We start from the raw sequence: 19,024 nt of genomic DNA on the forward strand, positions 1-19,024 counted from the left end.
GCCACGCATGCACACCCTCAAAAATGAACAGCGTCCAGGCTCAACCGCGACCGGCAAACGGCATGGCCGTGGCCATGACGGTCATGTTCAAGACATTGGCCGACAACGGCAGGCCCGCGATGTAGCGCACCGCGTCCGCCACATGCTTGACGTCCACCATCGGCTCCACCGCGATGCTGCCGTTGGCCTGACGCACGCCCTTGGTCATGCGCACGGACATTTCGGTGAGGGCGTTGCCGATGTCGATCTGGCTGCAGGCGATGTTGTATTCGCGTCCGTCCAGGGCCAGGGATTTGGTCAGCCCCAGCACCGCGTGTTTACTGGCGGTGTAGGCGCTGCTGAATGGCCGCGGGGTGTGGGCCGAAATCGAACCGTTGTTGATGATCCGCCCACCCTGGGGCTGTTGCCGGCGCATCAGGCCGAAGGCACCACGGGCGCACAGGAAAACGCCGTTGAGGTTGGTGTCGATCACGTTTCGCCACTGCTCGAACGTGAGTTCATCCAGCGGCACGGCAGGCGCATTGACGCCGGCGTTGTTGAACACGACGTCCAGGCGTCCGTAGGCCTCGGCGATGGCGGCAAACAGTGCATCGACACTGGCCGGATCGCGCACATCGGTGGGTACCGCCAGGGCTTCGCGCCCCTCGCAGGCCGCCAACTCGACCAATGTCTGCAAGGGCTCGGGGCGGCGCCCGGCCAGCACCAGCGTGTAGCCGTCTGCCATCAGGCCCAGGGCCACCGCGCGGCCAATCCCGCTGCCGGCGCCAGTCACCAGAGCCACTTTCAATGTGTTGGACATGTGGATTCTCCCTTCTCGAATTCAGTCAGATGAACGCGGACCGACGCGCATTTCCAGTTCGCCGATACCATCGATGCCGGCCGTGATGACATCCCCCGGCTGCAGCACATCGACGCCTGCCGGGCTGCCGGTCATGATCAGGTCGCCAGCCCGCAGCGCTACCGATTGGGAGATGCGGGCGATCACTTCACTGACCGACCAGATCTGGCTGTCGAGGCTGTCGCGCTGGCGCTCTTGACCGTTCACGTTCAGCCACAACTCGCCTTCGGGGTGCCCCGCCCGCGACACCGGCACGATGGCCGTCATCGGCGCGGCGCCGTCAAACACCTTGGCGCCCTCCCACGGCAAACCGTTGCGCTTGGCCAGGCGCTGGACATCACGCCGGGTCAGATCCAAACCCGCCGCGTAGCCCCACACATAGGCCAGCGCCTGGCTCTCAGGGATGTTGGCGCCGCCCTCCCCGATGGCCACGACCAATTCGATTTCGTGAGCGAACTCCTCGGTCACCGGTGGAAACGTCACGTCGCCGGTCGCCTCCACCACGCAACTGGCAGGTTTCATGAAAAACACGGGGGGGACTCGGGATTCACCCTGGGTATCGGGCCAAGGGTAGTTGCGACCAACGCAAAAGACCCGGCCGACGGGAAAACGCTGTGGGGTGCCAACAACCGGCAGGGTCACTGGCAAGTCCGGGGTAAAGACATACTCGGGCATGTTCATCCTGGTAAAAGTCCTGATAGAAGCGTCAGCGTACGGTGGCAATCCCCGGCTAAGTTGGAGGAATGCCGCCTCGTGTTGGAGAAAAACAGCTTTTTTCCGGGCTCAGCGCGCCTTGAGTTCAATGCGATACAAACGGCCAAGCAGCAACGAATAGGACAAGGTGCCAATCAGCGCCACACCGCCGATGAACCAGAAGGCCAAGGCAAATGAGCCGGTCTTGTGGACAATCGCGCCAATAACGATGGGGGTGACAATCCCGCCGATGTTGGCCGCCAGGCTGGTGATCCCGCCGGTCAGCCCGATCAGCTCCTTGGGCGCCACTTCCGACACCGCCGCCCACGAGGACGAAGCGATGCCCTGGGCAAAGAAGGCAATCGTCAGCACAGCGATGCAGATCACGTTCGAATCGGTGAAATTCACCAGCACGATGGACATGCCCAGCATCGACCCGACCACCAGCGGCAACTTGCGGGCAAAGGACAGCGAATAACCGCGGCGTATCAGCAGATCGGAGACGATCCCGGCGAGCAGGATTCCCACTGTCGCGCCCACGAACGGCAGCACGGCGAAGATCCCGGCCTTGATCATGGTCAGTTGACGCTCTTCGATCAGGTACGTGGGGAACCAGGTGAGAAAGAAGTACAGCGCCGAGGTGCTGGCGAACTTACCGATGCAAATCGCCCAGACCTGCCGATAGCTGAACAGCTCGGCGATCTGCCGCCAGTTGAACCGGGTGCGCTCTTGGCTGCTCTTGACCAGCCCGCCCCCGGCTTCGATGTACTTGAGTTCTTCCTTGCTGACTTTCTTGCAGTTCATCGGGTCGCGATACAGGAACAGCCAAGCCACACCGAAAACAATGCCGAGCGCACCGGTGCTGTAGAACACATGGCGCCAGTCGTAGGTAGTCGCCAGCCACAGCAGCGCACCGGTAAACAGCGCCGTGCCCAGGTACTGGCCGCAGACGTAAATACTGCTGGCGAGACCCCGCTCGCGCGCCGGGAACCACACCGTGACCGCCCGGCTGTTGGCCGGAAACGCCGGCGCTTCCATCGCACCGACGGCCAGGCGCAGACCGAACAACGAAGCGAAGCCCGTGGCAAAGCCCTGGCACACCGTGACGGTCGACCAACTGATCAGCGACACCCCGTAGGTGAACCGGGAACCGAAGCGATCGGCGATGAACCCGGCGGGTACCAGTGCAATGGCGTAGGTCCAGGCAAACGCGGAAAAAATCAGGCCCATTTCGATCTTGTCCAGGCCCAGGTCCTTGGCAAGGAAGGGTGCGGCAATCGAAATATTCACTCGATCGATGTAGTTGATGATCGTCGCGATCAGCAGCAACGACAGCATGAACCAACGCCGGCGCGACGGCAGGCGCTCAGGCACCACGGCGTCCCGGGCGCTGGCAATTTGGGAGGTGTGGGAGTTCGACATGGTGGACCTCATTATTGTTAGAAACGTCGAAATGTTTACGAGCAGCCGAAATCAATGCCCTCGATGCCGGGGCAGAACAATCGCTACAGGAATGAGAGGCGCGAACAGCCGGTGTCAGGTGTTCAGAGAGGCCTTGCAACAGGATCTGTCGCAGGAGCGGTCGGGAGGGTCAGCGTGAAACAGGAACAGGCTCATGATGTGCGCACCTTTTGATTGTTTTTGGATGGAGGGTCGGGTTGCGTGATCCAACAGTGGTCGTACAACCATTCAAAATCAACTGAGGTGTTAGATCATTTTTCCCGGTTGAAACCGTGCCCAAGAAACCTGTCCAAAAAAACAAGATCGCTGAGTTTTTTAAAAGCGTTTTATAAATACAAATAAGTAACTGTTTTTAAAGGATAAATATCACAAATACGAATTTGTCGTTTTGGACAACCAGCCGCCATCCTCGGGCTCCAGAAAATTCAGTCTCGGCACCCCGTCATCGTATAACGCCTTGAAAATCGGCCAGATGCACCGTCACAATCGTCGTCACCGCCATGCCCCGCAGAGGATTCCCAGGAGATGTCGTCACCGAGCCGAGTCCCCACCTATGTCATGCAGCAACGCAGCGAATTGACGGACTTCTACATCCGCGACAAAAAGGGCCGGCGCGCCGAAACCAGCCCGCATCGCCATGAGTACTTCCAGATCCAGATCAACCTCGGTGGTGACACCGTGCAACACATTGGCAACGTCGAGCGTCCGTTTCCACGCAACACCCTGGCCTTCATCCTGCCCCACCGCGTGCATGTGATTCCGCACCCGGCGGACAGCAACTTCATGGTGATCAACTTTTCCCAGACGTTCCTGTTGCCACATTTGCAGTGCGACCCGATGGACCTGGAAGAAGTCTCGATTCTGCTGGCGCCGGAACTCTCGCCGTTTCGTTTCCAGGAGCACCTGGACTTCATTCTCGGCGACGACGATTTCGCCAAGGTATGCGCGTTGATCACGCAAATGCGCGCACTGGACGAGAATCGACAATTCGGCACCCGCGAGATGCTCAAGGGCTTGTTACTGCAACTGATAGGCAGCGTCTGCGCCTTGTACGCCGAGCCGCTCAAGCGCTTGGCCGAAGAAAACGCCGCCGAAGTCAGCCGACGCGATGCGCTGGGCCGAATGTCCGAATACCTGCGCAAGAACATCGCCGACCCGGACCTCAACCTGATCAAAGTGGCGGCGGCGACCTACCTGTCGCCGACCTACCTGACCCACTGGCTGCGCAAGGAAATCGGCAAGACCTTTACCGAACTGGTGCTCGAACGTCGAATGCATGCGGCGCGCAATTACTTGCTCAATGGCACACGGCCTGTGGGCGAAGTGGCGAGGTTGTGCGGGTTTGCCGACGAGGCTTATTTTTCCAGGCGTTTTCGCCAGATACATGGACAGCCGCCAGGGCAGTTCAGGCGCCAGCAGTTGAATCCGGACAGTCCGCAGTTGCCGTTGAATACATAAGCCGACAATCGCGAATACGGCTCACCGCAGGATCAACACCGCCGCCACCGCAATCACCGCCACCACGCCAAAGACCATTCGCGCGATCCACGGCGCGGTGAGCCAGACGCCGGTCACCCCGGCAATCTGCCCCACGTTCTTCTCGGTCAGACGGAAACTCGGCTCCCGGAAAGGATTGCCGCAATGTGGGCAGGCGTAGGCCTTGTCGGAGACTCGGGAAGCGCATTCAGGGCAATCGATCAGACTCATTGTGCGACCTCAGGGAGAGACGAACTTGGGGTACTGACAAAGACCACGCATTTCCGGTTTTTGTTCTGAATCGAGTAAACCTTTTGGAGAGCACGCTATGGAAAAGCGAACTGCTTCACAGCCAACAAGATAGCCCAGCCACTACTGCGGGGGTTTTACGCGCCGGATAAGATCGTTCAGCACGTAGGTGTCCAGAAAGGCTGTGACTTCAATGATCTGACCATTCTTGAGGGTCATGTGCCACAGGTAGGTGTTGTTGTAGGGTTTGTGATCAAGCGCCGTCGCTGTCCCTTCCCACAGAACAACCACGACATCATTCTGAGCAACGATGCTCTGCACCGAGGGGACGATCGGTGTTGCCAGTCTCGCGGTAATCGGCCGCACGACTTGGGCCAGCTCAGCCTTGCTGTTATAGACACCTGAAACAGGACTCGTCCCGGCCACGGTCCATTTCGCATTGGGCGCCAGCAGATCGAACACCGTGCCTTTGCCCTGCTGCCAGTTAGTGAACGCCTGGCGGACCAGAGTCGCATTCGCATGTTGGGTGTTTTCCGAAGCCCAGACGTTGTTCGTAAAAAATATTAAAGACAGTGCAAGAGCCTGGACGCGCCAAGCGAAATTCATCCATCTGGTCATGATGTTCTCTCACAGCAATGCAGTTGATAAGACGCTCTTCCAGGAGAACCTTAACGGCATGTGCCCAGAAACCTTTGCCTGATACTGCTGTGAAGTTGCCTGATGCTATTCAGTGGCGAGGCTGCACAAGCAGCCGCTCATCAAGCAATTTGCCGTGCCTTTCTACCTTCAGTCTTAGCGACCTTCTTGAACCTGTGCTCAAACTCCCCACACCGGGAAGCTATCGCACACCAGGGGAGATTTTTTCATTCCGAAAGAGAGGCTGATTTCCAGAATCGCCCGGCCAGCCAGCGACTGACACTCAAGGCCCAGGTAAACAGAGCGATCAATCCGACACTAAGCAGCATCCCCTTCACGCCCGTGCTGCTGATGAGCTTTCCGGTGATAAAGGGAAACCCGAATACACCAATGAAGTAGGACAGGCTGAAAAGCGGCAGTGCTTGTGCGGTCAGTCCAAAACTCAGACTGGAAATTCGCACCTTTAGCGCTGACGGCGTATCACCTGGGTGCCATTGCCCCTATCGTCATTTTTCAGACAGCAGAAACCACAAAGCCCCTGGTTTTCTTGGAAAACCAGGGGCTTTGTGTGTATCGAATTTGGCGGTGAAGGAGAGATTCGAATTTAACACCTCTCAGGCCCTTTAAACCCCGTATTACGGGGCTTTCAACGTAGCGAGTAGTACAAAATAGTAATACACTCGACTGTATTACCTTCCTCCCACGGCGCTCCCCATGGCAGACAATCTGATCCAGAAGAAAGGCGAATCCACATGGTATGTGCGACTTGCCGTGCCTGCCGATGTCCGTGCTGCCATGGGTGGAAAGACAGTCCTCATTCGCTCATTGAAAACTGGCTTACGCAGCGAAGCCATGGAACGCCGTCTTACAGTGTTAGCTGAGTGGAAGGCATCGATTGCCCAAGCAAGGGGAAAAAGGGCTACACGTGGCGACACGTGGAAAGATCCGATTGCGACTATTGCCCAAGGCATGGCTCAAGCTACCCGCAAGCTGAAAACTGATGTAGCGCTTGGTGAGGCCGACGACCAGACAACATTCGCCGCTGAAGAGATTCAGGCGCTGTATGAGGGGTTGTTTGACGACTCGCCAGAGGGAAGGTTACGCAGAGAGAAAGCGGATCGTGTGTACGCGATGACGGGGATCGAAGGGGAGTTGGCTAACGTCGAGTTTGCAAAGGAAATGGCTTTAGAGGTAATGGCAAAGGTCACTGCCGTAACTCAAGAACTCAACAGCTCGGAACAGGCCGAAGCGCACCTCATACTCAACGATCCAAAAGCGCACAAGCCGAAGTCGCCCATCACCGATGCCAGACTCAAGGCCTTTCGGGAGTTTCGAGAAAGCCGTGGGGGTGCAGCGAAACACATCGATACTCAATGTGTGAGGATCAAAGCGCTATCAAAATTCCTCAAGGACGGAGAGTTACCTTTAGATTTTGACACTGTGGATAAGTGGCTGAAATCGCTAAACCGGGCACCAAACACCCTTTCACAATACCTAATGGCTGGCACTGCCTTCTGGAAGTGGGCAACGAAATATGACGCTGGGTGGCGAGTTGATTTCAAGGACAAAGCAAACCCTTTCTTGGGGCACGATTTGCCACAGGGCGGCGGCTCCGAACTCGCTGGACAGGAACGACAAATCTACACACGGGCCGACGCCCTCAAGCTGCATCAAACAGCACTAGACAACAGGGATAAGCCACTTGCAGACCTCATCACACTTGGCTGGTACACCGGGGCTAGGATTGAGGAATTGTGCCGCCTCACCAAAGAGAGTGTGATCACTGTTGATGGCATCCGTTGTTTCGACTTCCCCAAAAGCAAAAGCAAGGCGAGCAAGCGTGTGGTGCCGATCCATCCCAGCCTCCTCCCCTCTATAGATCGTATGATCGAGGAAAGCGCGGACACGTACCTAATCACCATCAAATCAGACGGCCCCTACGGGAAGCGCTCTCATGCAATATCCAAAGCGTTTGGCAGACTGCGTACAGCAGCAGGCTTCAGCAAGTTATACGTCTTCCATAGCTTTCGACACACCGTAGTCACTGAGCTGATTAGAGCTGACGTGCCAGATGCCCTGGCGAAGGAATTGGTGGGGCACGAAACGGGGTCAGTGACCCATGACGTCTACTCGAAAGGCGCGTCCACCAAGCAGAAGCTAGACGCCATATCGAAGCTTCCCACCTTACCAAACGTTTAAATGTCAGCTCCGCTGACAACGGGAAGGCAAATCAAACGTTCTACCGTGCTTAATGTGCACAGACCTATTAGAACATTACGAACTTAACTCTAAGATAATTCGCGGATACCCCTCAGTCTTTGATTGGCTGGGAGGGTTGAGGAAATTTGGCTTCAGGGAATTCCTTCTTTAATGCCGCGTATAGATCAATAGCAGCCTTATCCAGACTCACCACCGCATCATCCACTTTCAAAATGAGTGAGCGAGTTTGATCAATCAGCATGGAAAACAGCCTTGGCCCCAGCTCTTTCTCCAAGGTGACATGAGAAACTGGGCCACCGTTCGGGATGATCCGCTCTAGGGCCGGCTGCACTTCCACTAAGTGGAGCGTAGAGCGCCTACGGATCGTCTCTATGGCATGCAGGAATCGTTGCTCAGCAATGGATAGCGTTTCCAAAACTTGGGCGTTACCGAGATCAAGGAAGAACGCTAAACCATCGATGTTAAGTCGCCCTGCTTCGTCCATTGGGTAGTTGATTGGTGGCATCGCAATAGGCGCTGATGGGTTGTCGCGGTATATGTCCACAACGTCTATCTGGATCTGTGCGACCACATTCACCTGACGCCATAACGTGAACATTGCACGAGCGCCAATGGCGATACGGCGTTTACGTTCTTCCTCCTGAGCTGCGGCTCTTGTCAGGGATGCACCAAACCACACCCCAGCGTATGCGCTGATCAATGTAGCCGCTGCTGGTAAGAAATCCTTAGCGAACGCAGCTAATTGTGGCGTTCCGAAAGGAGCGCTAAAGCAGGCCGTTACAAGAACCAACACGAGTAGCGTCAGCGGGTGTTTGAGCCTTGCCATTCCGTTTTTGAACATGAGCACCATCCCTTGTGGAAGAACGTGATGCTAGCACGCCACTACGCGGTTGGCGTAGCGCCTGGGAACACGTGTGATGTGATTGCACCGGGCTATTTTGTGGCTATCGTCCTCACATCACACAGACAGAGAAATCACCACGAAAGCAGGGATGGCAGCGGGCCGGTGAAGCCGATAAGATCAATAACCGTCTAAATTGAAGGCATCACATGGCAACTGATCAAGAGCGAGCGGACGTACTTGGATCGCAGCAGATAGAGGCAGCGAACAAGATCGATCACTTCATATTGGGTATCTCGGTTGCGATTAGCGCCTATCTAGCCCAAACCAACCCATATGCACAAATCGGCGCTAACAAAGAGACATTCTTACTGATCAGTCTACTGATATTCGCAGCAAGTTGCGTTTGTGGATTCAAAAGACTTGAAGCTAGGGCGCAGTTAGCTCTGTGCAATGCAAACGCCTTAGGAGCATCCTCAGGAGGTCAAAGAGCAATGTGGCTTGAAAGAGGAAAACGGCAGAATATTAGGTGTTTAATCTTCTATCGAACTCGTAACTATCTTCTATTGGTAGGCCTCTTTTGCTACTTAGCTACGAAGGTGTGGGCCACCTACCAAAATAATGGCTGGATACTGGTTTAACGGCCCGTAGCAGCTACGCTGAAAGTTTTGCGGGTTAGGAGGATAACATGAAACCAAGGATTGCCGTGGCGGTTGCTTTGGTGGCGGTACTGGGATGCGACCGTGTAATGGCGCTAACTGGAAATGAGTTCCTTGACTGGTGCGAAACTGCTTTATCCAATGAGACTTCCCAGAAAGTTACATTCACATCTGGATACTGTGTCGGTGCCATTCAAGCAACTAGTGATATAATACCTTTAGCAAACGCAAGCATGGAAGAGCACAGAATCTGCCTACCGCCATCGACTACAAACAAACAGATAATTCGTATCGTGGTTAAAGACATGCAAGAGCATCCGTCAAATCTACATTTGAATAGCACTGTTTTGACCATTGGTGCGCTTCAACGAGCTTTCCCTTGCCAAAAGTGACAGACCACGTTTTTCAGAAACTGGCCCGCGCCAAAATCCACTGAGCACTCTTGCTCAGCTTCCGCGTTTCCGTCTGAAAAATAAGATTGGCTGATTTTCGTCAGTTCTGCCCGAGGCTCTTAACGGTGTGCAACCCCGGTCAATGGAAGCGTCAGCTTTTCCAAAATAACCTAGCACCCTGGGTCGCTCTCTGAGGCTGATTCAGCCTAGCAATTGACTTCGTTTGCATGGGATACAGACGCAATCAAGCCCGCTGAGGGCGGGCTCCTAAGGCTGTCTGAAACCCTACTTCATTTCACGTTTGATCCTGTACACAGTCGCCACACCGCAGTCAGCGAGCTTAGCCACGTCGTCGGCTGAAAGGGTTGGATTCTTGGTTATGATCGCTTGCACCTTATTCCAGAGTCCGGCGTTCTTGCCCTTCCCGGCTGGCTTCCACTCAGGATCAGCAGCTCGCTTGTTGCTCAATCCTTGCTTGATGCGTTCAACGCGCTTCTCTTGGTCGAGACGGGCCATTGTTGCCATGAGGTCGATCAACATGTCATTGATGACTTTCATAATCTGACCAGTGATGCCCTTGTCTTCGACCATCATGTGACTGGTGGGCAAATCATGCACCACGAGGCGAAGCCCTTTATCTGCAATGGTGCGTTTCAACACCTCCCAGTCAGCCATAGAAAGGCGACTCAGACGGTCTACCGACTCGCACAGGAACACATCGCCACGTTCTGCCACTTCCAGCAAACGCATCAGTTCAGGGCGATTGAGCTTGGTGCCACTGATGTTCTCGGCATACACGCCTACGATGGTTAATCCCTTCTCAACAGCAAACGCCTCAAGAGACTCATGGGCGCGGTCTGCATGTTGTTCCTTGGTACTGGCACGGAGGTAGATGTGGGCGTTCATTGATGGCTATCCTTTAGTCTATTTAGAATATAGATCAATGATAATTTATCAGATAGCCAAAAGCACATAGTTATTTGATAGACAAATCAAGCTTCAGACAGACGGCTATCGCACTACCAAACATGTCTACTCCTTTGATAGCCAGTCAAGGAGGGAGCGAGAAAGCCGAAGCCTTCTCGCGATGAAACTACTTTTTCTTTTTGCCTCCACTCGGTGGCTTCTTGGGTGGAGGCTTGTCCTTTTCTTTCACCGTTTCCCTAGGCCTTTTCTCTGCCTCCTCCTTGGTCACGTATTCACCAGTGACTGCATCACGGTATCTCGTTGCCATGTCAGCTCCTTAATGGCACGTCGCCACGTCGGCGGCACCATCAAAGCTAGCCCAGGAAGGTCTTTCCGCAAGCTGGCTGGGGAATAGCGTTCTTTTGCAGAAAATGGTGATTCCGGCTCAAAACTGCCGTTTTGGTGAAGAAACCTCAAGTTGAGACGCTCTCACCGTGTCCAGCTTATCCAAGGAATATGGGAGGCCCCAGAAATGCTTGGCTATAGAAGAGTGGCTATTGAACCTATGTTCGCCAGCCACGCCAGTTAACCAACGCTTTCGATAGGTTTTAGGCTAGTTAAATGAGCTTTCGTATCCACCCAGCACTTTCACGGTTTGGCCTGTTTGAGGTTCGTTGTTCCCGATCTGAGCGGTAAATGTAACGCGCCTGATTCTCGCCTCCTCAGCGGCTTCTTGAATTACGGAGAATATGCGCCGTTGAATAGAGGGATCTGAAAACGCATCTTCAAACTGCTTGCTCCAAGCGGTATCTACGTCAACAAGCCTCTCCCACCCACCCACCTCCAGCACGCTATGAAGGCGGGTACGCTGGTCATTATCGGCGTCAGCAAGATCAAGCGATAGCATGCAATGCTTCATGGTCACCTCCATATGTCATTGGTGGGATTGCGTACTGAACCCACCCTGAAACGTTAGTGAATAGTCGATCCCATACCACGCCTACGAGCCCTGACGCTTCACGGCGATGTCACGAATTGTTTGAACATTCTGATGGATTGCAGAGATGGCAAACCAGATGCCAGAGCCCAGACAGCCAACAGCAAAACCTCCCAATGCGCCGACGTACTCATAATTGCCACGTGTCGCGACGTAACCGAACACCGTAGCCAAAATGATCCCCAGCCAAGCAAAGATGTCCACAACTGTGATGACGACGTTTTTCAAGTCCATGGCCGATTTCCATATGTTGTTCTAGGCGAGGTGAAGACTAGCACCGGGCCAGCATTGAGCTAGTCCCACGGCAATGGATCGCTTTCATAGGTCGCCCTATGGCCGGGAAGCAGCACCGGAACAATTTCCAGCCCTACCCCATCCAGACAATCAGCAAATGATCGAGCGCCAGCGAGGGAGCTAACAGGGCTTTGCAGTGCTCCCACTACCGCCGGACGCTGCACCTGCTGAGCTTTGAACACGATTGGCTTGTAAGGCGGGATACGCTCCCCATTGTCCATAGTGCTGGTGTAGCGCTCTACAAACTCGGTTAGCACGTCTCGGATGACCTCAACAGGCTTTCCGTGGAGCACGTCAAAGATAGCTTGTAGCTCTTCCTCGTTGAGTGTCGTTCTACTCATATGCAGCGCTGTGAAGGGGCTTACACGCTTGCAAATCACGTCCAGCACTTCGGTTAACTCTGGGCGGTGTTGAGCATGACGTTCAAGCTCCAGGGCCAGCACGTTGAAGGGCGTGAGAGTCGTTATTTTGATTTGGAACCCACTCCCCTCCTTCCCCTCTAGCTTGGCCTTGAGCGCTGCCAGCGCTTTACCTGACATGGCGTCGAGATTGTCTAGGTGAGTCCGTTGTTCTGGCACTGTTGGATCAAGATGGTCGTGTAGCCAGCTCAGCATCTTGTGACGCTGGGTCGGTTGGATCTTGGCAATCTTCACAGCTTCAGCCACTACGTCAGCACCAAGGAAGGCGATGATGCGTTGCACGGTTTGCTTACGTGGGGCGCCCTTCTCCACCGAGTGTTTCGATGCCAAGGCATTACGATGGATACACAAGCCGTGGCCGTAATGTTGAGCGCCGTGTTCACGGTTGAGCTTTGTTGGCACCACTACCAAATTCTCAGCGTGATACAGGCCGACAGTGTTATGGCCCTGTGCCGGGTGGATGTGGCTGATCTCGTAATCCTTGGTTTCTCCGTAACGGTTAGCCTTGAGTTTCAGTTTGTAGACGGCATAAAGGGCCACCAGTGATTGCACGGTGTGGCCTGTGAGGATCTGAAGGGTTTTGGCACGCTCACACTCGTAGGCCAAGTGATAGAAGAAGGCTGAATTAGTGGCGCGGTCGGTGCGTGATACTCGACGCTTCTTCTTGGTGGCTTCTTTCTGGCATTGGGTGGTGCAATACACTTTCTTGATGCTGGTGGTGCGGAAACGCTTCTTGCAGTGTGGGCAAGTTGGCTGGCGTGTAGCCTTATTCTTGTTTGGTGTTGCTGTGGTCATTGAATGCTCCGTCTCGGTTAGCAGGGTATGTGGGCTTGGGATTTATTACGCTGTATGCGTGGCGGCATTGACCGCTACAAAAGGCTTCCACCTTCGGTGTTTGGAACTTGGTGGAGCAGTTGTGACATGTGCATGTCTTCATGCTGTGAATACCTCGTATGGAATGGCCGGGTTTCCGTCTGGGTGTGTGACGATCCAGCGGAGCTGACCAAATGGGTTGATAATCTGTTTGATTACAAACTTCTTACGCGTTGTTCCGATCAGGGTCATGGCAGCGGTTAACGCCGCCTCTGATGATTTGAATTCGAATGGCATCGCCATACAATTGTCTCCTATTAAATGGAATAAGCATGTGCTTACGCACACGATGATGCACACGAAAAATGGCTACACCCCTTATAAATCAAGGCGTGGGGCGTTTTGTATCATGCTGATACGGCTACTAGAGGGTGTTACTTCTTTTCTTGCTGGGAAAGACGAAGCGCAACAGTTTTTTCTACGTAAGCCTTCATCGAGCTACGCTCATCGCTGAATTGAACTTGCATTGCGTTGTATAGGTCCCGATCCTGCTGATCGACGTACAGCCGTGTGGAGACATCCTTATCATCCACGTACATCTTTAGCGACTCTGATTGTTGCTCCATTACAATACTAAGCTTATCGACCATATAGCCGGTGAATAAGCTTCCTGCCACCAGTTGCAGTACAGCAGCGAACGCGATTGTTAAGATAACTCCCTTCATCACTGCACCTCCTGTTGATTTGCTCGTGCTGTCAGCAGCACCTGTTTAAGTCTGGCATCGACCTTTTCAGAAACAGCATCACCAATAGCGTTGCCGAGTTCTCTGCCATTTGGATCAAGTGCATTGACAGTGACATCAACTTTGATATCTGTGTGCGTGGATTGATCAACGTTGCCAATAGGCTTATTGAGCACGTTACTATTTGGATCAGAGGGCAACAGCCAGTCACTTGGCAACGCTGTTTGTCGGCGCTGCTGTTGAGCTGCCGCATCCATAATGTCTTCAGCGGTATACGCAGGCGGCAAACGAAACTGTTTCATCTTTCCGGTTTCGTCTGGTGGTTCAGCACCAAACTTTGAAGCATCTAGAGATGAAAATTGGAGACCGGCAATATTCATTTCCAAAGCTTTCAATTTATTGGCTTCGCCGCCCTTACTATAATCTTCAACGCTTAGCAACCAGTTCCAAAACTTACCAATTGGCCCGCCTTGATGCTGAACATCCCCATTAATGCCACTGTAGTCGCCCACTCCCACCATCTTTGTATCGACGGCAGTGTCACTGGTTGACATTCGGTCTTGTAGTTGCTGCTGATCTGTCTTCTCAGTGCCATCCACGTTACGATTCGCTGCAAGGCGAAGCATTGACGTAGCCACTTTAGTCAACCCGAGGTCAAACAGCGCCAGGGTTTCTTTGAATGGCTGCATTGCTGTATTTAAATCACGTTCAGCCTGAATCCTTTCCAGAATCACACCCTTCAACTCCTGACTTGAGTTGATAGCATTGTCATTCAAATAGCTTTGATTCTCTGCACGTTGCTGAGCTGCTGAAATAGATCCCATTTGCTGAGCAAGAATATCTTGGTTAGCCTTTAGGAAATTAGACATACCTGTGTCAAAATCCTTAGCTAGGATCTTCCCGTCAGTAACAGCTTTCTTGAACCATCCTGCTTGCTCTTCTATCTTCCCCTTAAAGCCCAAGCGAGTTGCAGCAGCTTGACGAATGGAAGCAGCAACAACACCACCAACCGCATCAAACAAATCATTGACATCAGAGCCTTCTGGCTTTCCCTTTGCCCGAATCTGATTGAGCTGGTAAGCAGCCCGCTTCTGGGCTTCTTTATCGAGTGCAGCGGTCCTGAACACGGCGCTCTGATTTTCAAACATCTTTGTTGCCTGGGTCAGAGTCTTACCTAGAGCCAGTTGTCCTTGGACAAACAGAGCAAAGCTTCTGGCCGTTTCTACTGATACTTCCTGCCCATACTTATTGCTGATATCGATGAACTGATCACGAGCAAACTTCTGATTGGCTAGATTCTTGCCGCCAGCACTTTGGAGAGCTGTATCAAACTGTTCTGCCCCACTTGCATCTTCCTGGCGTTGTTTGACTCGCTCACTCAGATAACTAACACCCCGTACAAGCCCGTATAACGCTGCTGAAGCCGCTGTGACGCCTACAGCAAGACCACCGAAGTCCATACTCTTTGGCTCAGCCTGACGAGCCTTCCAAGCCTCGTGGCGCTCAGCAGCAAAGCTGAATCGCTGAGCCTGTTGTTGGTGACGCTCAGTAGCACGGGCTTCACGAGCAGCGGTCGTGGCCTTAGTTGTTGCCCAACGCTCAGCCTGACGAATACCAGCTTGACGGGCATTGTTTAATGCCATTTCGGCACGCTGAAACTTGGTTTGCTGGAGCATGGCTTGTTGCTGAAGCTGCACAGTCCGAGCCTGTCGCTTCTGGAGTATGTCGGCCAACCGAGCCTGACGGAGCTGGGATTGCTCAGCAGCCCCTTGCAGCTTAGCTTCGCCCAACTTTGTTTTAAGACTCTCTTGTTGAACACGTTGCTGTCTAGCCGCAACTACTGCACGTTGAATTTGGTCTTTGAGTGCAGCACTTTGTAGCCATGCCTCTTGTTTGGTGCCAGCGGAAATTAGCTTCTGATGTTGAAGCTCGGTTGTAAACTGTTGACGGCGAAGCTTAGACAACTTCGTTTCTGTAGCTAGCTCTTTGTCGAGAGATCTACGAATATCAGCATCGAGCTTAAGTTTACCAGCGCTCTTGCCAGTGATATTAAATGCCTTACCAAGTTTAGTTTGGAGTTGCTCAGCCTGCCTACCTAATCTAGCCATCTGGCTTTCGGCTGTTCTCATCATCTGCGTGAAACGCTGTAAGCCGCTTGAGTCTACAGCGAACTTAAGGACGCCAACGAGCTGAGCAATAATCTCTTCGTTCATAGGCTACGCCCCTCCCGATACCCCAGGCGGCGAGGGTAAAAATAATCAACAAGACTTTTAAAGGTTTTAGCACCGCGCCCACGATAAACAACCTCATGGCCGTTTGGAAGATGATGACGATATTGAGAGATATACTCAGCAATGAACGTTAGACTGTTACGATTGCCGTGCATAGCGACAACAGTTGAATTTTCATCGTAATCAAACCAGTGATATCCAAAGTTGCTCTCACCACGACGCTGGACATACGACGAGACAAGTCCAACGAAGTTTGGCACGTTTGCTGGGTGATGGACACGGAGAAGAAGAAAGTATTCGGGCTCTTTATTCAGAGCTTGTTGCAGTGTAGCGGTTTTTTCCATTAAATATCCTCGTATGAAAGGTAGACCCATGAACCAGCGGGAATACCTTCGAATGTTGCTGGCAATTGAAAGCTGTTGATCATCTGTTCGGGGTGAACCTTGTTAAACTCGGTGCAAGCCTTGGTAATAACAGCGTCGCTATATTTGGTTGAATCCATCAAAACAGTAATTACACCAGTGCGACCGCTCGCGGCCTTATATACGGCTTCTTGATAGCCTGTAGGAGGCATTATGTTAGGCTGCTGATGCGTATGTAGCGCCTCGTCATTAGAAGCGCTTACAGGGGCTTGTAGGAGCTTATTAGTTGGGTTGCTTGTAGAAAGTGTCTCTTTGGCAAACTTCTGCCTGAGCAACAGCTCCGTACCGGATAGAGTGTTTGGATCGATAAGAGCGGTATCTATCATGACTTACCTCCAAGGGCTGCTAGCACTTCAGCTTCTACTCTGGCGTATTCTTCTGCTTCTTGGGCAGCCTTTGCATCTAGCTCAGCCTGGAGTTTCTTGCGGCGCTCGTTAGCGAGTAATGATTCCACTTCCTTGGCGACAGCAGCGGCTTTCTCTGCTTCCAAGCGGGAAAGATAATCGGCTTCAACCTGGGCCAGAATAAGAGCGATATCTTTTTCCACGTCTGCGTCTGGGCGCTGTAACGACAAAATTATAAAATCGACTGTAGGTGTAGCCACCAACTTAGGAAGGTGAGCGACTTTGCCTGTAGGGCGATACCCTTGTACTAAAGTGAGTTCAGCGTATTTATCGAGAGCCTGTTGCAACCCTTGCACTTCGAACTCCTCCATGATTCCCAGTTGCTCACGCCCTTGGATATCACAACGGATACGATCTCTGTAAAATGCCACCTCTATGTCCTGTAGGCGTTTTAGGTGCTGTGGGTCTGGCTGGAACAGTTGTGATGGTTTACTCATTGTATTTGTTACCTCTATTGGGTTTTGTTGTAGTTTCTTTTCTTGTCGATGATGCTGCATTCTGCACTTGGTAGAGCAGAACTTCGCATGTGGTGCTTGGGGTCTTACTGGAAATTTTGTGGTGCAAACAGCGCAGGGCTGATAGGTGACTCTCGCCATAGTTGATTCCTGTGTTTTTGATTGTTGGGTTTGGTTACGCGGTTAATAGGGCACGTAAAAAAGGCCAGATTTTTTAGGCTCTGGCCGAAGTAGTTACATCGTTCGTTTGATTGGTGACGGAGTATCGACCACCGTACCCCATCGGACGGCCCTAAGGCTCCACAGCCTTGGTCTAGCAAGTGTTCGGCCCCGGACTTGCTAACCGGTGTGGAAGGCATCCTAAAACCTTCGGCCACGCGAAAACCAACCTCAGCGGACTGGGTCGGTCTTAGTGTTTGAATTTGACTGTTGCGGTAGGAGACGAAAGACAAATAGAACTTGCCCTTCTTGAACCAAGTATATCACGGATTCATGATTTGTCAACCATATAACACAGAAAAAAGCAAGCACTTTTAGCCATTTGTCGTATTTAACGCATATTTTGTCGCTTTCGTGTAACTTACGGCTTATAGGTACTGTCTCGCTACGCTTCACGTAGGAGGGTTTCGCTGGAGGAGAAATAGGTAGGCGGGAGTAGTACATTTGAGTAGTACAAATGAAAAACCCCATGAACTCTAACTAACTGAATTCACGGGGTTTTCTTAAAGTGGCGGTGAAGGAGAGATTCGAACTCTCGATACAGTTTCCTGTATACACACTTTCCAGGCGTGCTCCTTAAGCCACTCGGACACTTCACCGTATCTCGGCAAACTGTTCAGTCTGTCGAGGCGCGCTAATGTAGTCGAAAGCTTTTCCGATGGCAAAGGTTTTTTTCAGAATTTTCATGCGGTTAAGCTTGGTTGGGCATTTCAAACCCGTCTGGGCAGGGCAAACCGGCCAATCTTCGGGGCTGTATAGGCAAGGCTCTATAGATGAAGGCTTGGCTGGATGGGCGAGCCAGGCTGTTTACGGGGCTTGGGGCTGACCGGTGAGTCAGTCACGGTGCTTTACCTGGCCTGCGGCGGTGGGTAACGTCTGCGACACTTCTCTTACAAGGAATAGCGTCATGAGCGACTTGATTGCCTACCATCTCGAAGACGGTATCGCGACCCTGACCTTGAACAACGGCAAGGTCAATGCCATCTCGCCGGACGTGATTGCCGCGTTCAACGCTGCGCTGGACCAGGCGACGGCGGATCGGGCGGTGGTGATCATTACCGGGCAGCCGGGGATTCTGTCGGGTGGCTACGATCTGAAGGTGATGACCGCCGGCCCCAAGGAAGCGGTAAGCCTGGTTACGGCCGGCTCGACGCTGGCCCGTCGCCTGTTGTCGCACCCCTTCCCTGTCGTTGTCGCTTGCCCGGGGCATGCGGTGGCCAAGGGTGCGTTCCTGCTGTTGTCGGCGGATTACCGCATTGGTGTGGAAGGGCCGTTCAGCATCGGCCTGAACGAGGTGCAGATCGGCATGACCATGCACCACGCCGGTATCGAGCTGGCTCGTGATCGCCTGCGCAAGTCGGCGTTTCACCGTTCGGTGATCAATGCCGAGATGTTCAATCCCCAGAGCGCTGTGGATGCGGGCTTCCTCGACAAGGTGGTGTCGGCCGAGGAACTGCAAGGTGCGGCCCTGGAAGCAGCGCGCCAGTTGAAGAAAATCAACATGTCCGCCCACAAGAACACCAAGCTGAAAGTTCGCAAGGCCCTGCTGGAGACGCTGGACACTGCGATTTTGCTGGATCAGGAGCATATGGGCTGACGCTTGTAGGAGCTGTGCAGCGGAGCGAGGCTGCGATCGTTTGATCTTGCTCCGGACTC

Annotated in this window: 21 protein-coding genes and 1 tRNA gene; 4 read left to right on the forward strand and 18 right to left on the reverse strand. The window is 53.2% G+C overall.

All coding sequences use genetic code 11. The features are described 5' to 3' along the window. Nucleotides 1-40 precede the first annotated feature (40 nt). The 3 genes from ACZ5M5_RS21580 to ACZ5M5_RS21590 all read right to left on the reverse strand — a co-directional run bounded on the left by ACZ5M5_RS21580 (nt 41) and on the right by ACZ5M5_RS21590 (nt 2,953). On the reverse strand, nt 41-799 hold the full coding sequence (locus tag ACZ5M5_RS21580; RefSeq protein ID WP_103310963.1) for an SDR family oxidoreductase: 759 nt from the start codon (nt 797-799) through the stop codon (nt 41-43). Between the two features lie 21 nt (nt 800-820). Then, nucleotides 821-1,519: a fumarylacetoacetate hydrolase family protein gene (locus ACZ5M5_RS21585; protein WP_192261687.1), complete on the reverse strand. Its 699-nt coding sequence runs from the start codon at nt 1,517-1,519 to the stop codon at nt 821-823. Nucleotides 1,520-1,621: 102 nt separating this feature from the next. Beyond that, nucleotides 1,622-2,953, reverse strand: a complete 1,332-nt coding sequence (locus ACZ5M5_RS21590) for an MFS transporter (RefSeq protein ID WP_060741315.1) — start codon at nt 2,951-2,953, stop codon at nt 1,622-1,624. A 564-nt stretch (nt 2,954-3,517) separates the two neighbouring features. On the opposite strand from ACZ5M5_RS21590, the gene ACZ5M5_RS21595 reads away from it, so the two are divergent. Continuing rightward, on the forward strand, nt 3,518-4,450 hold the full coding sequence (locus tag ACZ5M5_RS21595; RefSeq protein WP_103307972.1) for a helix-turn-helix transcriptional regulator: 933 nt from the start codon (nt 3,518-3,520) through the stop codon (nt 4,448-4,450). 21 nt (nt 4,451-4,471) lie between these two features. Here the strand turns inward: ACZ5M5_RS21595 and ACZ5M5_RS21600 are convergent, their stop codons facing one another. The 3 genes from ACZ5M5_RS21600 to ACZ5M5_RS21610 all read right to left on the reverse strand — a co-directional run bounded on the left by ACZ5M5_RS21600 (nt 4,472) and on the right by ACZ5M5_RS21610 (nt 5,814). Then, on the reverse strand, nt 4,472-4,699 hold the full coding sequence (locus tag ACZ5M5_RS21600) for a hypothetical protein (protein WP_060741313.1): 228 nt from the start codon (nt 4,697-4,699) through the stop codon (nt 4,472-4,474). A gap of 141 nt (nt 4,700-4,840) precedes the next feature. After that, on the reverse strand, nt 4,841-5,323 hold the full coding sequence (locus ACZ5M5_RS21605) for a nuclear transport factor 2 family protein (RefSeq protein WP_060741312.1): 483 nt from the start codon (nt 5,321-5,323) through the stop codon (nt 4,841-4,843). 257 nt (nt 5,324-5,580) lie between these two features. Beyond that, on the reverse strand, nt 5,581-5,814 hold the full coding sequence (locus ACZ5M5_RS21610; RefSeq protein ID WP_464737968.1) for a hypothetical protein: 234 nt from the start codon (nt 5,812-5,814) through the stop codon (nt 5,581-5,583). A gap of 253 nt (nt 5,815-6,067) precedes the next feature. Here ACZ5M5_RS21610 and ACZ5M5_RS21615 point away from each other — a divergent pair, with 253 nt between their 5' ends. Next, on the forward strand, nt 6,068-7,552 hold the full coding sequence (locus ACZ5M5_RS21615) for a tyrosine-type recombinase/integrase (RefSeq protein WP_464737969.1): 1,485 nt from the start codon (nt 6,068-6,070) through the stop codon (nt 7,550-7,552). 112 nt (nt 7,553-7,664) lie between these two features. On the opposite strand, the gene ACZ5M5_RS21620 is transcribed toward ACZ5M5_RS21615, so the two are convergent. Continuing rightward, nucleotides 7,665-8,414, reverse strand: coding sequence for a hypothetical protein (locus tag ACZ5M5_RS21620; protein ID WP_464737970.1), 750 nt, complete (start codon nt 8,412-8,414; stop codon nt 7,665-7,667). A 688-nt stretch (nt 8,415-9,102) separates the two neighbouring features. Here ACZ5M5_RS21620 and ACZ5M5_RS21625 point away from each other — a divergent pair. Continuing rightward, nucleotides 9,103-9,465: a Rap1a/Tai family immunity protein gene (locus tag ACZ5M5_RS21625; RefSeq protein WP_464737971.1), complete on the forward strand. Its 363-nt coding sequence runs from the start codon at nt 9,103-9,105 to the stop codon at nt 9,463-9,465. 285 nt (nt 9,466-9,750) lie between these two features. Here the strand turns inward: ACZ5M5_RS21625 and ACZ5M5_RS21630 are convergent, their stop codons facing one another. The 11 genes from ACZ5M5_RS21630 to ACZ5M5_RS21680 all read right to left on the reverse strand — a co-directional run bounded on the left by ACZ5M5_RS21630 (nt 9,751) and on the right by ACZ5M5_RS21680 (nt 17,967). After that, the gene (locus ACZ5M5_RS21630; RefSeq protein ID WP_464737972.1) at nt 9,751-10,371 is read right to left on the reverse strand and encodes a recombinase family protein; all 621 of its coding nucleotides are present in this window, start codon (nt 10,369-10,371) and stop codon (nt 9,751-9,753) included. Between the two features lie 613 nt (nt 10,372-10,984). Further along, the gene (locus tag ACZ5M5_RS21635) at nt 10,985-11,290 is read right to left on the reverse strand and encodes a hypothetical protein (RefSeq protein WP_464737973.1); all 306 of its coding nucleotides are present in this window, start codon (nt 11,288-11,290) and stop codon (nt 10,985-10,987) included. A gap of 81 nt (nt 11,291-11,371) precedes the next feature. After that, nucleotides 11,372-11,602 (reverse strand): hypothetical protein, encoded by a 231-nt coding sequence (locus ACZ5M5_RS21640; RefSeq protein WP_464737974.1) that lies wholly within the window; start codon nt 11,600-11,602, stop codon nt 11,372-11,374. A 59-nt stretch (nt 11,603-11,661) separates the two neighbouring features. Further along, complete coding sequence (locus ACZ5M5_RS21645; protein ID WP_464737975.1) at nt 11,662-12,876, reverse strand: hypothetical protein; 1,215 nt, start codon at nt 12,874-12,876, stop codon at nt 11,662-11,664. A gap of 138 nt (nt 12,877-13,014) precedes the next feature. Beyond that, entirely contained in the window at nt 13,015-13,197 is a 183-nt protein-coding gene (locus ACZ5M5_RS21650) for a hypothetical protein (protein ID WP_464737976.1), read from the reverse strand. Between the two features lie 131 nt (nt 13,198-13,328). Then, complete coding sequence (locus tag ACZ5M5_RS21655) at nt 13,329-13,619, reverse strand: hypothetical protein (RefSeq protein ID WP_464737977.1); 291 nt, start codon at nt 13,617-13,619, stop codon at nt 13,329-13,331. Beyond that, nucleotides 13,619-15,850: a tape measure protein gene (locus ACZ5M5_RS21660; RefSeq protein ID WP_464737978.1), complete on the reverse strand. Its 2,232-nt coding sequence runs from the start codon at nt 15,848-15,850 to the stop codon at nt 13,619-13,621. Before ACZ5M5_RS21660 ends, ACZ5M5_RS21655 begins: the two co-directional genes overlap by 1 nt. Then, on the reverse strand, nt 15,847-16,212 hold the full coding sequence (locus ACZ5M5_RS21665; protein WP_464737979.1) for a hypothetical protein: 366 nt from the start codon (nt 16,210-16,212) through the stop codon (nt 15,847-15,849). The genes ACZ5M5_RS21660 and ACZ5M5_RS21665 overlap by 4 nt, the downstream gene beginning before the upstream one ends. Beyond that, nucleotides 16,212-16,616 (reverse strand): hypothetical protein, encoded by a 405-nt coding sequence (locus ACZ5M5_RS21670; RefSeq protein WP_464737980.1) that lies wholly within the window; start codon nt 16,614-16,616, stop codon nt 16,212-16,214. The genes ACZ5M5_RS21665 and ACZ5M5_RS21670 overlap by 1 nt, the downstream gene beginning before the upstream one ends. Further along, the gene (locus tag ACZ5M5_RS21675) at nt 16,613-17,191 is read right to left on the reverse strand and encodes a hypothetical protein (RefSeq protein WP_464737981.1); all 579 of its coding nucleotides are present in this window, start codon (nt 17,189-17,191) and stop codon (nt 16,613-16,615) included. Before ACZ5M5_RS21675 ends, ACZ5M5_RS21670 begins: the two co-directional genes overlap by 4 nt. Before the next feature lie 686 nt (nt 17,192-17,877). Then, a tRNA-Ser gene (locus ACZ5M5_RS21680) sits at nt 17,878-17,967 on the reverse strand. 308 nt (nt 17,968-18,275) lie between these two features. Between ACZ5M5_RS21680 and ACZ5M5_RS21685 the strand changes: the two genes are divergently transcribed. Then, the gene (locus ACZ5M5_RS21685; RefSeq protein ID WP_060741273.1) at nt 18,276-18,965 is read left to right on the forward strand and encodes a crotonase/enoyl-CoA hydratase family protein; all 690 of its coding nucleotides are present in this window, start codon (nt 18,276-18,278) and stop codon (nt 18,963-18,965) included. The last annotated feature ends 59 nt before the right edge of the window (nt 18,966-19,024 follow it).

This window comes from Pseudomonas sp. Van50 (assembly GCF_055390755.1).